Here is a 15,272-nt window from a genome sequence, read left to right as displayed (position 1 = left end):
ATAGATTGGACCTGATGATATGCAAGGAAGCTTAACCAGATGGATGGGTCTGCGGACGGAAGATATCCGTAAGTTGTGGATGATGCTGCCGATCTTTTATTTTAGCGGGATTGCGGAGTCATTGAACTATACGGCGTTCATGGCCCTTTTTAACCAGAGATTCGGCGTGCAGTATTTGCCCTATATCTATATTGCTGAAGCGGCCATCATGCCTCTGGAGGGCTGGCTTTTGGCGAAGCTGGCCAACCGTTTGCCGAAGGCCAAAATGATGACGACGCTCTATCTGTTGATGATCGGTTTACTAGCGTTGAACGGTGCGGTGCTGCTGGGTTTCAAGCTGGGGGGTATCGATTTCCGCTTTTATTATCCCATTTTGTTCCTTTCCTCCAACTTTGTTGTCAGGCAGCTGACGCTGCTTTTATGGAGTACAGCCTTTGACTTATGCCCTACTCAGCAAGCCAAAAGATTGATGCCAGTGTTCATCGCTTCCACGACGACAGGCGGGATTACCGCCGGCTTGATCGCTCATCAAATCGGCAAGCTGCTCGGAACAGAGGCCGTCTATGCGCTCGCTCCGGTGTTGATGGTGTTCGGCTTTGTCTTTTTTCGTAAGGCGCTGTCGCGTTACTTGGTGCCTTTAACGTTAAAAGAAGACCTGCGACTGAAAAACCAGAGCGGAATGGGTCATGCACAAGAAGAAAAGCAACTGCCAGCCGGCTACTATGCGAAGCAGATGCTGCGCAGCCCGTTCTTACTGTGTGCTGTTGCGTTAATGACATTGATGCCGGCCGTGTATTTCATGATCGAGTATCAGTACTTTACCGCGGCGGAAGCCAAGTTTCCACTAGAGGGCGATTTAACCTCTTATTACGGCTTAATTACGGCTATCCAATTTACGTTCTGCCTTTTGCTGCAAACAGTGTCTACGCGCTTAATGAATTGGCTAGGAGCAAGCAATATGCTGCTCGCCATTACTGTGCTGTTCTTCGGCGGATTCGGGCTGACGGCTTTATTTATCAATCAGTCTCTTGGACTGGCGCTGGTTTCGGGCTCCTATGCCGTCTTCTATATCTTGCTGTATTACATTGCAGAGCCTTGTTATCAGCTTTTTTTCAAAATGATGCCCATCTCCAAACGGGACGGCTACCGTTATTTTGCTCAGGGGGTCGCAGCCTCAGGCGGGATTCTAATCGGCTCATTGCTGTCGTTACTTCAATCCTTCGGTCTGATTCAGCTTTCTCTGCTTGCTTGGTTAGGCGTAGGTTTAGCAGTTATTCTCGTATTTGTCGCTTGGTATGGCAGACATTTGTACATCCGTGAGCTGGTCAAAAGTGTGCAATCGCTTCACGCCGATTTGTCTGATATTGCGGAGTCTTTTATCGGGGGCATCCGCAGCTCCAAAGCGCTGTCCGCCATGCTGGGCTACTTGAAGCATCCGAACGATTACGTGCGGGAGCTGGCGCTCGAAGTCATAGGCAAGGCAAAGGATTCCGCGTTCCTGCCACATCTGATCGGGATGATTGGGGAAGAAAGCTCGCGAATCCGCATTGCTGTGCTGCGTGCGATGAATCTCCAAAGTGCTACAATTCAAGACCTTGTACAGGTTGCGTCCTTTCTTGAGGACGAAGACCCGGAGGTGCGAGCAGAAAGCGTTAAACTGATTTCAAAAGCAACGCATCTTAGAAGTCAGTCGCACTTCTTCATTCGCGTCAAGCTGCTGGATAACCATCCAAAGGTTGTACATGAAGGGGTTAAGGCGCTTTACGCGCTCGAAAGCGAGGAAAGCTATCAGGCCTGTGACGAGGCGATTATCAAAATGCTCGATAACGGCGGCGAATGGGCTGTCTATGGCTGCCATACCGTAGCGGATTTGAAGCTGGATGCCTATTCCGCTTGGGTGCTGTCGCTGCTCGAGGATCATCGGCCTGCGGTTAAAGTAGCTGCAGCAGCTTGTCTGGGTAAGCTTCGTCATGTGGAGGCAATTAAGATTCTTCTGAGCATGGTGCCGCTTGCGGACCAGGAGCTGCGCAAAGCCATTCTTCAGGCTTTGGTAGATATGGGCGATACAGCTTTGCCAGCCCTGATCGACAGTGTAAACCATGCGAATCCTTTTATTTGGAACGCAGCCGTTACAGCCCTTGCTGAGCTGCTCGATGAAAATAACCTGAGAACGCAGCTCGTTGAACCTTGCGTAAATCGCATGCTCGCTTCTACGCAAGAACGCGCATTGCCGGAAGCCTTGCTGCAGCTTGGCATGAAGGGGTTAGCGGAGCTTGCGAATCAGCGGTGCGCTGAGCTGCATAATGCGCTTGTCGGCGGAGCATGGGCCGTCATGGCCAAGTTCGTTGACGAACGTATTGTGGCGACGCTGCGCGAAGCAACCAAGGACGAGAGCGAAGAAGTCCGCGAGAATGCGCTTGAGGTGCTGGCCGAGGGATTAGGCGATCGCAAATTGGCTTTGGCGCTGCTGGAGCTATTGAAGCAAGGAACAGCTGGCAGCGATACGGCGATGACCGAGCCGCTTGTGTTATTACAAGAAGCTGCAAGGTGGTCGGACGATTGGCTGAAGGATATTGCGGTTTACGCATTAAGTTCACTGGAGCGTGATGGGATGAGAGAAGAGCGCAAGTTTTTGACTATGCTGGATAAAGTTATTTTTCTCAAGCAGGTATCTTTATTCGCTGACTTGTCGGTGGACGAACTGGGTTTAATCGCTAGTATTGCGACGGAAGAAGTCCATGAAGACTTGACCTATTTACTGCGCCGGGGGCAAAGTAATTCAGCAATGTATTTAATCATTGAGGGCAACGTTGAGCTAAGCAATGAGACGGGTGTAGGCGAGACAGGAACGATTGGTGTTCTGGGACCTAAACAAGCATTCGGGGAAACGACAGCTCTGGACGGATCGCCATCCTCGATTACGGCGCAGGCCATTTTCGATGAAGTGCGTGTGCTTGCGCTGCAAGGTGAAAGTCTCTCCCGACTGGTGAGATTGTATCCGGAGATCGGCATCGGGCTGCTGCATGCATCAAGTGCACGCGTCCGTTTGCTGGAAAATATGCTATTGAAAATGGCGTAGGCTAGCTAGATAGTTGAGCAGAGAGGGTGGGATGAACGTGTCAGTAGAGACCATCGTGTTAAGCAATGATCTGAAGGAGCTTGAGCGGCTAGGCGCATTCTTAAAAGGTCTGGCCCCAGCGATGGGTTTGGATGATCAGACGTTATTCCAACTGAATTTGGTCTGCGACGAGCTTGTAACAAACATCATTCTCTACGGGCATCCCCCGGAAGAACGCTCTATGCATACGATCCGTATCGACATTGGGGCTGCTGCAGATGGCTGGGAGCTTTGCCTGACAGATCACGGAGTGCCCTTTAATCCACTGCTCAAGGCAAGCCCCAGGGTTGATCTTAGTATGGACGAGCGTGGGATCGGCGGTCTTGGCATTCACTTCGTGAGACAAGTAGTGGATGATATCCGCTATGAGCGTTTGAATGAAGAAAATGTACTGATGATGACAAAACGGCGAGTTCAGGAGGAGGGAATATCATGAATATTACTGAGAACATACAGGGGGATATCGTCCTGTTGAGCCTAAATGGCAGGTTGGATGCAAATACGTCAACGAGCTTGGAAGCAGCTTTCGCAAAGCTGGTCGAGCAGGGGAAGGGCAAGTTTGTATTTGATCTGCAAGGACTTGAGTATGTTAGCTCTGCAGGACTTAGAAGCTTGTTGTCCGCAGCCAAAATGATCAAGGTCATTCAAGGCAAGCTGGCGCTTGCGCGTATGAATGAGAATGTCAAAGAGGTCTTCGACATGTCAGGGTTTAGCTCCATTTTTTCGATTTATGACAAGGAAGCAGATGCGATCCATGCCATTTCTTAGCCCAATAAACAAAGGATTGGTCCAAGAGCTGGGGAGGCGCATTTGATGAATATCGTCGCAGGTGTTCTTCTTCTTGTCTGTTTGGTGATTGGTATCGTATGGCAGCTCAGCGAGCGAAGGCGCAAGACGGCTGAGCTGGAGCTTCAGCGGACGATGCAGCTGTTCGATGTCAGCTTGGAAGTGAATTCGACGATTCAGAAGCAGGATTTGCTGATCAAAATCATGGAGACCTCCTCCCGCATCATGAATGCAGAAGCGTCTTCCGTCATCTTGGTTGACGAGGAAAAGGGAGAGCTGTTTTTCGACCTTGCGCTTGGTGAAAAGGGCGATGAAGTCCGCGAGATTCGCCTCAAAATCGGCGAAGGCATCGCCGGCTGGGTGGCCCAGACCGGTCAATCGGTCAAAATCGACGATGCGGCGCAGGACGAACGCTGGTCCTCCAAGGTTGCGAGGCGTGTCGATTACCCGACTCGCAGCATGCTTTGCGTGCCGCTTGCTAGCAAAGGTAAAATTATCGGCGTCCTGCAGGTGCTGAATAAGCGCGATGATGTGCATTTTACCGACCGTGACTTGCATCTTCTAGAGTCCATTGCATCTCCGATCGCGGCATCTTTGGAGAATGCTATGCTCTACGATGTGCTGGAGAAGACGACAGCCGCCAAGGAACGAATGGAAAGCGAGCTGCGCATCGCAACGGACATTCAAATGGGCTTCTTGCCACGCCAAGGCTTGTACATGACCAGAAGTTCAGGGTCAGATCTCGGCGAAGCGAATGAGATTACGGCAGAAGCGCAGGCCTATATTCGTCCGGCGCGTGAGGTTGGCGGGGATTTCTATGATTATTTTCGACTTGGTGAAGATAAGCTGTTTTTCGTTTTAGGAGACGTATCGGATAAAGGAATTCCTGCAGCGTTGTTTATGGCGGTTACGATGACTCTGCTCAAGGGTAAAATGTCGCCGGACATGTCGCCGGGAGAGTTGCTTACCGCCGTTAATCAAGAGCTATATAAGGACGATTCTACGATGTTTGCAACGATTTTCTGCGGTGTGCTTGATGTATGCACGGGGCGTTTGCAGTACAGCGACGGCGGCCATTGTCCGCCATACGTAGTCCGTGAGAACGGAGATGTGGAGCAGCTGAAGGGGAGAAAGGGGCTTCCGCTTGGTGTCATGGATGACATGTTTTATGCAGATAACGAAATGACGCTTGACCGGGGTGACCGCCTTATTATGTATACGGATGGTATTACGGAAGCCGAGGACCGAAGGCAGGAGCAATATGGCTTCTTACGTCTTCATGAACTTTTAAAAAGGGAATTGTCCAGCCAGCCGACGCAGCTATTGGAACGAATGACCCAGGATGTCGACCGCTTCGCAAATGGTGCTATCCAATCGGATGATATTGCCGTGCTCATCGTAGATCGAAAACCAAACAAAATGTAACCTCAAAGATCCACAGGTATGATATAGTGAAATTAGATGACATCATGCGCTCAGACACGGATAATGATGGGGCGCAAGCCGTCGATTGATGGCATTTTACTCAGTACTACCATTCTAGGAGGGTTCATATGCCAATGCATCTATCGCGTATCAACAGGCAGCCAGATACTTCCCTGCACAATCATCCTCGCAACAAAAGCCATGCACAAGGGCAGTCTGCGGGAGCAGACCTCATGAATATACAACGGGCCATGGGCAACAAAGCGGTAGGCAGCATGCTGTCTGTACAGACGAAGTTGACGGTTGGACCCGCTGGAGATGCCTATGAACAAGAGGCTGATCAAGTTGGCAAAGAAGTGGCGGACAAGATAGCTGCCTCAGAAAACAGCGGGGCGTCAGCTGATGTTCAGCGAAGCGAAGGCGGAGAGTCCGAAGAGGAAGAGCTGCAGATGAAGCCGTCCTCGGAGGCGATTCAGCGGAGCGAAGGCGGAGAGTCCGAGGAGGAAGAGCTGCAGATGAAGTCTTCCTCGGAGACGATTCAGCGGAGCGAAGGCGGGGAGTCGGAGGAGGAAGAATTGCAGATGAAGCCGTCCTCGGAGGCGATTCAGCGGAGCGAAGGCGGAGAGTCCGAGGAGGAAGAGCTGCAGATGAAGTCTTCCTCGGAGACGATTCAGCGGAGCGAGGGTGGAGAGTCCGAGGAGGAAGAGCTGCAGATGAAGCCGTCCTCGGAGACGATTCAGCGGAGCGAAGGCGGGGAGTCTGAGGAGGAAGAGCTGCAGATGAAGCCGTCCTCGGAGACGATTCAGCGGAGCGAAGGCGGGGAGTCTGAGGAGGAAGAGCTGCAGATGAAGTCTTCCGACGGCGAAGCGTTTGAGGCAGGGGCTTCCATTGAGTCGCAGATTAAATCCAAGCAAGGCAGCGGCAGTAAGATGGATGCGCAAATTCAAGCAAAGATGGAATCAGCTTTTAACGCGGATTTCAGTAATGTTAACATCCATCATGATTCCGAGTCGTCGAAGCTTAATGCTTCGTTAGGTGCGGAGGCATTTGCGACAGGGAATGATATCTTTTTCCGAGAAGGTCGGTATAACCCCGATTCGCATCAAGGCCAGGAGCTGCTTGGGCATGAGTTAACACATGTCATTCAACAGCGAGGCGGCAAATAAGAGAATCTCCTTATGAGCAACAGGGATAATAATGTCGCCTGTTGCTTTTTCGCATGCAGGAGTGAGCCTAACTAATTCGGTGCACCGCAGAAGCTTTGGGAGCAGGTATATTTGTACTTGAGAAAGTTAAGAATGATCAGATTAAACGAATAGCAGGAGGGCGGACACATATGCTGCCAGACCATGTACACGCGCGTCATTTCGCGCAGTTAGGGCTTTTAAAAGAGATTTTGGATGAGACAGGTCTTGCCACCAATTTGTTGGAGAAATCAGAAGCGATTCCGCTTCACGTGTTGATGGCGGGTTTTCAAGAGGATAAAAAAGAGCGGGAACGCTTTCTGCACTTTAGCTTTTTACCTTTAAATGACGAAGAGATCGCTGCGATCCAGCTGCTGCAAATATACAGTACGCTTCCTTTTCACCTCGAACAAGGAAAGCGCGATGAGGTTGCTGCAGTACTGCTTGAAATCAATACGCGATTGCCGATTGGCCATTATGGCATTAATGAGCATAATGAGCTGCATTACCGCTATGTGTACAGTGTTTCGGCTGGGCGCTCTTTTGACAGCGAAGAAGTGCTGGAAATTTTGAGCTTGTTCGTTTATATGTGCGATATGTTTGCCGATCATGTCGAGCTGGTAGCCAGCGGTGAGGCTAATGCCGAGCAGGTTGTTCAGGCACTTAGAGGTTAAATAGGAACGACGAAAAGGGCTTTTCCCAAATGTAGATGAATCTACTGATGGGAAGCCCTTTTTTCGTGTGATCCAGTTTAAGGGAACTGGGGGCCGCTATTTGTGCGAAATCGCCCTATTCCAAGCTTAGGCGGAACTACAGGGCGTTATTTGCCCGTTGGACGGACCATTTAGCCGGAAAATAGGGATATAGCAGATCATAGTTCCATTTACCTGTTACTCGCCAAAAGATGGCCTCTTGGTTAATTAACGGCATGGCTGGTTGGAGCACCCTTGGGAACCGGGCAACTGGTAGGGTAGAACTGGGATATGCATAATTAACGCCGATTACTCCTGCTATTTCCTTGGATTATTCCATTTTTGTCCAATTAAATGGATATTCTACCGCTAATTTCGCCAAACTAGCGCATTTTCACCCAGCTAGGGGGCCATTAGCTGGAGATTCTACCGCTATTTCGCTCCCAGCCAATAAGCTAAGAAGATTAACGGTAGTTTTTCCATCTATCCAAAACAGTCATCCATGCATCGACAGGCTCTGAAGTCCTCTAAAGCAGACTTGTTGCTTTATTTCACTCTCTCCTGCAAGAGCTCAACAAGCTGTTTGGCCGGATCTTTCATTTGCCCGCCATTGCCAAAGCCATTGCCGTTGCCACCGGCAGGACGGTTGCCGCCTGCTTTACCGCCGTTCTCGCGAGGCTGCTTCCCAGTGTCTGTGCCGTCTGAACCCGCTGCTGCATTCGGTGAAGCCGAGGGTGAAGCTGCTGCATTCGGTGAAGCCGATGCTGAGGCGTCTGGTTTTCCACCTTTTTGTCCGCCGCCATTCCCGCGCGTGCCATCACCTTGATTTCCGCCGTTAGCTCCTCCTGGTCCATTCCCGCCGCCATTCCCCCGATTAGCCATCCGGTTCGCGGAGTCGTCGATGAACTTCTTCTGAGCATCCGTCAGCTTTTCGAACAACTTGGTTTTGTTGTCGTCGCTGAGCTCAGCTTTGGATTCGATATCCTGCGCAACAGGCAGCATGACTTGAGCCTGCTCCTTGGTGATTGCAAGTCCTTCAGCCTTGTCCATCATGAGAAGCGTTTGGAAGGTGGTGAACAATTGTCTCTGCGCCTGACTCATGGCAGGCCGATTCTGGCCCTGCTTCCCATCGGCTGTAGACTGCGCGTTCTGCTGCGAAGACTGCCCAGGCTGAGCTGTACTCGCCGCTGCTTGCTGAGGGGAAGCTTGATTGCCGCAGCCGCTGAGCAATGCGGGAATAAGGATGCATAAGCCGGCTATTTGTTTCATTTTCATATGTTTATGTACCACTCCTATCCTTGATCTTCTCCCTCATTGTACGGCCCAATTATGAAAAAAAAGAGAAGGGAAGCTGAATTGTAGATAAAAGTTAGCTTAAAGATGGCTGAGTGTAATGCGATTGAACTTTAAAGCAGGGGTATCGTCAAATTGTTGAATATCCATTATTTGTATGTGGAGGAAGCGATGAGAAAGTATCAAGGCTTAGAAATCAGTTTGCTTTTTACCTGTTTATTATTTATAGCTGCTTGTGATCAGCAGAAAGCTCAAGTGGAAAAAGAAAAACACCAAGCAACCCATGTTGTTGTGATTGGATCGGAAATAGAAGGCGTTTATCTGGCCAGAGCGGCTATCGACGAAGGGGTGTCGGTGACCATTCTAGATCCCAGAGAGCAACCTGGAGGACAGCTCATTCAAGGGCAGATGCAGTTTCTGGATGAACCGGTTGATGACCAAAATCATTCCTTGCTTCAGGGAAGAGTAAAAGAGCTTTTTAATCGCTATAAAAGTGGTGAGATCAGAAAAGCAAATGAATTTGAGCAGTATTTCAATTCACTCATTAAGGGGATACCATTTGAATCTGGCATCTCTATATAAACGGAGTATGTATTGCAGGCATCGGACCTGATGGGCGGCAGCATGTTCTGGGACAACGTGAGTATCGGAGGATATCCAATTATCTTCAAGGAACAGCAAGTCACACTTGGGGACAACATAGTGGGGACCCCGACAAATATGGTATGCCACTACGTTCTTTTATTCCCAAAGGGTTTGCCAACGTCATTTTAGCAGGTAAAAACGTGGGACCTCATCTGTCGCCTATGGCAGTGCGCGCATTCAAGCTAATACCTCTTTAGCTGCTGAAGTCATAGGGATCCTACTTGGGCATTTAAAAGGAGAGAGGGATTTAAGTAAATTAACACAAAAAGATATGCATGAATATTTAAAAAATAACGTATGGAATTACCTTGAATGGTGTGACGGCCAAAAATAAGCTGAGTGGTTTAACAGAGGATCAAATTCATCAACTGAATATAGGCAAACTCTTGCTTCCGTAATGGCATGTGGTTACTCTCCAAGTACTAATAGCCAAAGTACTAGGTAGCCTAGAAGGGGCACAATTAATATTCCTGTTACAATGCAGAACCAGATCAGAGGACTTTTGAGATAACTACTGAGAATTGTTCGAAAATGAGTCTGTTTATTAAACAATGACATGCGATCACCTCCAGAATATTAGACTGAAGTGTGAGTAAAAAGTTCCTTTTATTTCCAAATTTAAAAGAGAAGCTGCACACGGAGCCCCTCCATTAAACTTGTTTGGCACGACTCGCAGTTAGATTAGGCTGCCTATCATTTTTCAGGGCATATTTTCTGTTCAAAAGAAAACCAAATAACGACGCTAGCGACTGCTGGAACAGCATTCCGAGCACAACAGGAATCGCTACCGGAGGCGGGAAGTACGCTACAGCGAGCACGGCGCCGGCACTAATATTTCGCATGCCACTATTAAAAGTAAGTGCTACGACGACGTCCTGCTCCCACTTCAGCAACTTCGCGACGATCCATCCCAGGATGTAGCCCAGGGAAGCGAGGGCTAGTACAAACCCAGCCAAACCAAGCAGCTTGGCATTAAAATCTCGCAAGTATGGCGCGATAACGGAGCTGTTAATAGCGACAACGATGCCCATGCATATTTTCGAAAAAGGGCCTAGACGACCGCTCCATTGCTCCTTAACTCTTCCTTTTGTCCATTGGTTAAGCAGCATACCTAGAATGGAGGGGACGACGATCATGAAGAACAGACCTTTCATCATGGCCAAAGTGTCCATGTGGACTTTCGTGCCGACCAGCGCAGAGAGTGTATAAGGGACAACAAACGGTGAAAGAACGGTATCCATGAGAATAATGGAGAGCGTGAGCACGATATTTCCACGATAAATGGCGACCCACACGAAGCTTGTAATTCCTGTTGGAATGGCTGCTGCGAGAATGAGGCCAGTGATGGTTAACGATTCATGGCTGTAAACAGCGTGCCCGAGCCCAAACGCAAGCAGCGGCATGCCAACATGCAGAATAAGCAGTGTAGTAATAAGAGGTAGAGGCTGAACGATAACTTTAACAAATTCCTTGAAGCTGGAGCTAATGCTGCCCGAAAACGTCATAAAAGCAAACAGCCAAGGCGATAAGAAGGTAAAGCTGGATAAATGACTGCCAAGCCAAACACCGATAAGTACGCTGACCGGCGTGATGAGCGGCATAATTTTTTCTAGTTGACGATTCAATTGAGATAGCATCTAGGGTGTTCATCCTTCCTGACAATGGGGAATAAGGGCCGAGGTTCGCGTTCTCCCTATTATAAGAGCAATAAGTTAGGGTGACTAGGATAAGATGGGATGGAAATTTCTATTTCCAACGACTGGATACCGTGTTATGATAATGAACAAATGAATACGAATGTATCCCTAGGGGCGCCGCAAGGCTGAGACAGAGCAATCTGAACCCTTTGAACCTGAACTGGGTCATACCAGCGGAGGAAAGTGGAAACCGGACTTTTGGCGCCTCATTTATGCATGATTATTATGCGGGCAACCTACAACCACTTTTCTCTGGAAAAGTGGTTTTTTTGCGTCTTGATTGGCGCTGAAGGGTGCCTGGGCCTATTGATACAGCGGTTCAAAGTGAGGAGGCGGACCTCAATGTCCGAGTGCGAGCTGCATGTGATATCGAACGGCAAATTGGCATGGAAGGATATGGCGGCGATTGCTACCCAGATTCATCCTTATGTCAGGGCCATTCATATTCGCGAGAAAACGAAGCCGATGGATGAAGTTTTTATGGGCGTACAGTATTTATTGGAAAAAGGCGTACCTGCGCAAATCCTTTGTATCAACGGATATCCATGGATGGCAGCCGCTGCCGGGCTTGGAGGTTTGCACCTTCCCGAAAACTCTCCACAGCTGCTGGAGATAAGAGAGAGCTGCCAAAGTGTGCATCGAACGGGAGTCTCCGTACATAGCGCTGAGGAAGCCGTAAAACGCGAGCGGGAGGGGGCGGATTACATCATGTATGGCCATATTTTTGCAACGAACTCAAAGTTGGGGGTTGGGCCAAGAGGGCTTGAACAACTACGGCATGTTGCCGAGCAGGTCACGATTCCGGTCATCGCAATTGGTGGCATGACACCTGAAAGAGTAAAGTCTGTCCTTGCAGCGGGAGCATCCGGCATCGCGGTGATGAGCGGCATTTGGGAGGCGGCAGACCCTGTGGAAACGGTAAAAGCTTATCTCCGAGAATTGCAGCTAGAAGAAATTAGAGGTGAGAGATATGAAGCATACGAGTGACGTTATCATCGTTGGCGGAGGCGTGATAGGCGCATCCATCGCCTATCACTTGGCGAAGCGAGGCCAGTCCGTCACGCTGCTGGAGCGCAGCAGACTAGGGACGGAGGCCTCGGCTGCCGCAGCCGGCATGCTCGGAGCGCAGTCCGAGATGGAGGACACAGGGCCCCTGTTCCAGTGGGCCCGGCATAGCAGAGCGATGTTCCCCGAACTGAGCGGGGAACTGCAAAGCCTCACGGGCATCGACATCGGCCTCGTCCGTGAAGGGCTCTTGAACGTCGCGCTCAGCGACGCTCAGGAACAGGAGCTGCGCGCGAGGGAGAAACTCCAACGCGCAGCGGGCGAAAGAGCGGAGTGGCTGAGCGCAGCTGCAGCCGCAGAGCTCGAACCCGCGCTGAGCAGGGCGACGCGCGGAGCTTTGTACCTGCCGAAGGATGGGCAGGTGGAGGCGCCGCAGCTGGCGGCGGCCTTCGCGCAGGCAGCGCGGGTGCTCGGGGCGAAGCTGCAGGAATTCGCCCAAGTTCAAGGGCTGCTGACGGAGCGCGATCGCATCATCGGCGTCATGACGAGCGAGGGACCGCTGTATAGCGCCCAGGTGGTTGTGGCGGCCGGGACGTGGAGCGGTCAGCTCCTGGCTGGCAGCGGGATCGACCTGCCGGTGTATCCCGTGAAGGGGGAGTGCTTCTCAGTTCTCACCGAGAAGCGTGAGTTGCAGAAGACCCTGTTCACGCCAGGGTGCTATATTGTCCCCAAAGCGGGAGGACGGCTGCTCGTCGGCGCGACGGTTGTGCCCAGCAGCTACGACCGCAAGGTGTCGCTGGCAGGACTGGCAGAGCTGATGGCGAGAGCGAAGCAATTAATGCCCGCAATCGGCGAAGCCGAGTGGGAGAAAGCATGGTCGGGCCTGCGCCCGCAGACGCCAGACGGCATGCCGTACATCGGCAAAGTCCCGATGTACGAGGGATTATTTGCGGCCTTCGGGCATTACCGCAATGGTATTTTGCTCAGCCCAGTCACGGGGAAGGTCATATCTCAGCTTGTGTCAGGCGAGGACTTAGGTGCCTTGCAAGCTAATCTGCCTGCTTTTAGCCCAGATCTGTCGGGAGCATCCAAGCGGGTGGAAGGCGTGCAACGAATAGGAGAGGAGCTGCACAGGATTGAAGCTGCACATTAACGGTCAAAGCGTCGAGGTGCCGGATACGATTCGGACGATTGATGAACTGCTTGTACATTTTGAGCTGCAAGAGAAAATGCTCGTCGTCGAGCATAATCACAACATTTTACAAAAAGAAGATCACGTGAAAACAGAATTATTAGAAGGACATAAAATTGAAATCGTTCATTTTGTTGGAGGGGGATAATTAACCATGATAAAAATCGGACCATATGAGTTTCGCTCGAGATTATTGTTAGGCACAGGCAAATTCCCTAATTTTGATATTCAGAAACAGGCTGTTGATGTGAGTGAATCGCAGATTTTGACGTTTGCGGTGCGGCGGATGAACATTTTTGAGGCGAGCCAGCCGAATTTCTTATCCATGCTGGATGTGTCGAACTTCACGCTGCTGCCGAACACGGCAGGGGCCAAAACAGCGGAGGAAGCGGTGCGCATCGCCAAATTGGCGAAGGCATCCGGGCTTTGCGACATGATTAAGGTCGAAGTCATTGGAGATGAGATGACGCTGCTGCCTGACCCCGTCGAAACATTAAAAGCATCTGAGATGCTGCTGGAAGAGGGCTTCATCGTGCTGCCATATACGTCGGATGACGTGCTATTGGCTAAACGCCTGCAAGCGCTCGGGGTGCATGCCATCATGCCGGGAGCTTCACCAATTGGCACAGGGCAAGGCATTATCAATCCGCTCAACTTGAGCTTCATTATTGAGCAAGCTACGGTGCCAGTCATCGTCGATGCTGGCATTGGCGCTCCTTCGGATGCTGCGCTTGCAATGGAGATGGGTGCAGATGGCGTGCTGCTGAATACAGCGGTATCGGGTGCTATGGATCCGGTTAAAATGGCTTACGCCATGAAGCTCGCGATTGAAGCGGGACGCGCTGGCTTCGAGGCAGGCCGAATTCCGAAGAAGCGTTATGCTTCGGCAAGCAGCCCGATGGATGGTTTTAGCCGGGTTTAGGGATGGGGGCGGAAGAGGCCGTCTCAGCCGTAAGGCGGCGAGTAACGAGCGAATAAGCTCGCTCGAGAGAGCCGAAAATGCCGCCTCGTGCTGAAAAACCGGCGCTGCGGCCAACGAGCGGACGGAAAGTGCCGTCTCAGCCGCAAGGCGGCGAGTAACGGGCGAATAAGCTCGCACGAGAGAGCCGAAAATGCCGTCTCGTGCTGGAAAACCGGCGCTGCCGCCAATGAGCGGTCGAAAAATGCCGTCTCAGCCGCAAGGCGGCGAGTAACGGGCGAATAAGCTCGCACGAGAGAGCCGAAAATGCCGTCTCGTGCTGGAAAACCGGCGCTGCCGCCAACGAGTGGACGGTAAAGGCCGTCTCAGCCGCAAGGCGGCGAGTAACGGGCGAATAAGCTCGCACGAGAGAGCCGAAAATGCCGTCTCGTGCTGGAAAACCGGCGCTGCGGCCAACGAGCGGACGGAAAATGCCGTCTCAGCCGCAAGCGGCGTTTAACGGGCGAATAAGCTCGCACGAGAGAGCCGAAAATGCCGCCTCGTGCTGAAAAACCGGCGCTGCGGCCAACGAGCGGACGGAAAGTGCCGTCTCAGCCGTAAGGCGGCGAGTAACGAGCGAATAAGCTCGCTCGAGAGAGCCGAAGAGGCCGCCTCGTGCTGGAAAACCGGCGCTGCCGCCAACGAGCGGTCGAAAAAGGCCGTATCAGCCGCAAGGCGGCGAGTAACGGGCGAATAAGCTCGCACGAGAGAGCCGAAAATGCCGTCTCGTGCTGGAAAACCGGCGCTGCCGCCAACGAGCGGACGGAAGAGGCCGTCTCAGCCGTAAGGCGGCGAGTAACGAGCGAATAAGCTCGCTCGAGAGAGCCGAAAATGCCGCCTCGTGCTGAAAAACCGGCGCTGCGGCCAACGAGCGGACGGAAAGTGCCGTCTCAGCCGCAAGGCGGCGAGTAACGAGCGAATAAGCTCGCTCGAGAGAGCCGAAGAGGCCGCCTCGTGCTGGAAAACCGGCGCTGCCGCCAACGAGCGGTCGAAAAAGGCCGTCTCAGCCGCAAGGCGGCGAGTAACGGGCGAATAAGCTCGCACGAGAGAGCCGAAAATGCCGTATCAGCCGCAAGCGGCGTTTAACGGGCGAATAAGCTCGCACGAGAGAGCCGAAAATGCCGTCTCGTGCTGGAAGACCGGCGCTGCCGCCAACGAGCGGACGGAAAGTGCCGTCTCAGCCGCAAGGCGGCGAGTAACGGGCGAATAAGCTCGCACGAGAGAGCCGAAAAGGCGATCTCGGGCTGGAAAACCGGCGCTGCCGCCAACGAGCGGAC

14 protein-coding genes and 1 riboswitch are annotated in these 15,272 nt (G+C 51.7%); of the genes, 12 read left to right on the top strand and 2 right to left on the bottom strand.

Translation table 11 applies throughout. The features are described from left to right. Nucleotides 1–19 precede the first annotated feature (19 nt). The 6 genes from AC58UW_RS16105 to AC58UW_RS16080 all read left to right on the top strand — a co-directional run bounded on the left by AC58UW_RS16105 (nucleotide 20) and on the right by AC58UW_RS16080 (nucleotide 7,187). Complete coding sequence (locus tag AC58UW_RS16105; RefSeq protein WP_497421661.1) at nucleotides 20–3,079, top strand: HEAT repeat domain-containing protein; 3,060 nt, start codon at nucleotides 20–22, stop codon at nucleotides 3,077–3,079. A 37-nt stretch (nucleotides 3,080–3,116) separates the two neighbouring features. Further along, nucleotides 3,117–3,554 (top strand): ATP-binding protein, encoded by a 438-nt coding sequence (locus AC58UW_RS16100; RefSeq protein ID WP_497421660.1) that lies wholly within the window; start codon nucleotides 3,117–3,119, stop codon nucleotides 3,552–3,554. After that, entirely contained in the window at nucleotides 3,551–3,886 is a 336-nt protein-coding gene (locus tag AC58UW_RS16095; RefSeq protein WP_497421659.1) for an STAS domain-containing protein, read from the top strand. The genes AC58UW_RS16100 and AC58UW_RS16095 overlap by 4 nt, the downstream gene beginning before the upstream one ends. A gap of 45 nt (nucleotides 3,887–3,931) precedes the next feature. Further along, nucleotides 3,932–5,329, top strand: a complete 1,398-nt coding sequence (locus AC58UW_RS16090; RefSeq protein WP_497421658.1) for a PP2C family protein-serine/threonine phosphatase — start codon at nucleotides 3,932–3,934, stop codon at nucleotides 5,327–5,329. A gap of 128 nt (nucleotides 5,330–5,457) precedes the next feature. Beyond that, nucleotides 5,458–6,495, top strand: coding sequence for an eCIS core domain-containing protein (locus AC58UW_RS16085; protein ID WP_497421657.1), 1,038 nt, complete (start codon nucleotides 5,458–5,460; stop codon nucleotides 6,493–6,495). A 170-nt stretch (nucleotides 6,496–6,665) separates the two neighbouring features. Next, the gene (locus AC58UW_RS16080; protein WP_497421656.1) at nucleotides 6,666–7,187 is read left to right on the top strand and encodes a YbjN domain-containing protein; all 522 of its coding nucleotides are present in this window, start codon (nucleotides 6,666–6,668) and stop codon (nucleotides 7,185–7,187) included. 564 nt (nucleotides 7,188–7,751) lie between these two features. Here AC58UW_RS16080 and AC58UW_RS16075 read toward each other — a convergent pair. Then, complete coding sequence (locus tag AC58UW_RS16075; protein ID WP_497421655.1) at nucleotides 7,752–8,480, bottom strand: hypothetical protein; 729 nt, start codon at nucleotides 8,478–8,480, stop codon at nucleotides 7,752–7,754. A 189-nt stretch (nucleotides 8,481–8,669) separates the two neighbouring features. Between AC58UW_RS16075 and AC58UW_RS16070 the strand changes: the two genes are divergently transcribed. Further along, nucleotides 8,670–9,080: an FAD-dependent oxidoreductase gene (locus tag AC58UW_RS16070; RefSeq protein ID WP_497421654.1), complete on the top strand. Its 411-nt coding sequence runs from the start codon at nucleotides 8,670–8,672 to the stop codon at nucleotides 9,078–9,080. Nucleotides 9,081–9,793: 713 nt separating this feature from the next. On the opposite strand, the gene AC58UW_RS16065 is transcribed toward AC58UW_RS16070, so the two are convergent. Then, the gene (locus tag AC58UW_RS16065; protein ID WP_497421653.1) at nucleotides 9,794–10,780 is read right to left on the bottom strand and encodes a bile acid:sodium symporter family protein; all 987 of its coding nucleotides are present in this window, start codon (nucleotides 10,778–10,780) and stop codon (nucleotides 9,794–9,796) included. A 160-nt stretch (nucleotides 10,781–10,940) separates the two neighbouring features. Then, nucleotides 10,941–11,039: riboswitch (TPP riboswitch) on the top strand. Nucleotides 11,040–11,182: 143 nt separating this feature from the next. Here AC58UW_RS16065 and AC58UW_RS16060 point away from each other — a divergent pair. From AC58UW_RS16060 to AC58UW_RS16040, 5 genes are all read left to right on the top strand, one after another. Further along, nucleotides 11,183–11,827 carry a thiamine phosphate synthase gene (locus AC58UW_RS16060; protein WP_497421652.1) on the top strand — a complete coding sequence of 215 codons (645 nt, stop codon included), beginning with the start codon at nucleotides 11,183–11,185 and terminating at the stop codon, nucleotides 11,825–11,827. Then, nucleotides 11,811–12,998 (top strand): glycine oxidase ThiO, encoded by a 1,188-nt coding sequence (thiO, locus tag AC58UW_RS16055; RefSeq protein ID WP_497421651.1) that lies wholly within the window; start codon nucleotides 11,811–11,813, stop codon nucleotides 12,996–12,998. The genes AC58UW_RS16060 and thiO overlap by 17 nt, the downstream gene beginning before the upstream one ends. Continuing rightward, a complete protein-coding gene (gene thiS / locus AC58UW_RS16050) occupies nucleotides 12,988–13,185 on the top strand; it encodes a sulfur carrier protein ThiS (RefSeq protein ID WP_497421780.1) in 198 nt (65 codons plus the stop codon). The genes thiO and thiS overlap by 11 nt, the downstream gene beginning before the upstream one ends. Nucleotides 13,186–13,191: 6 nt before the next feature. After that, a complete protein-coding gene (locus AC58UW_RS16045) occupies nucleotides 13,192–13,959 on the top strand; it encodes a thiazole synthase (protein ID WP_497421650.1) in 768 nt (255 codons plus the stop codon). Between the two features lie 416 nt (nucleotides 13,960–14,375). Next, complete coding sequence (locus AC58UW_RS16040) at nucleotides 14,376–14,504, top strand: hypothetical protein (protein ID WP_497421649.1); 129 nt, start codon at nucleotides 14,376–14,378, stop codon at nucleotides 14,502–14,504. Nucleotides 14,505–15,272: the final 768 nt, after the last annotated feature.

This window comes from Paenibacillus sp. J22R160 (genome assembly GCF_059692135.1).
Note: the sequence above shows the minus strand (reverse complement) of the source record. Positions and strands in the feature narration are given on the sequence as shown.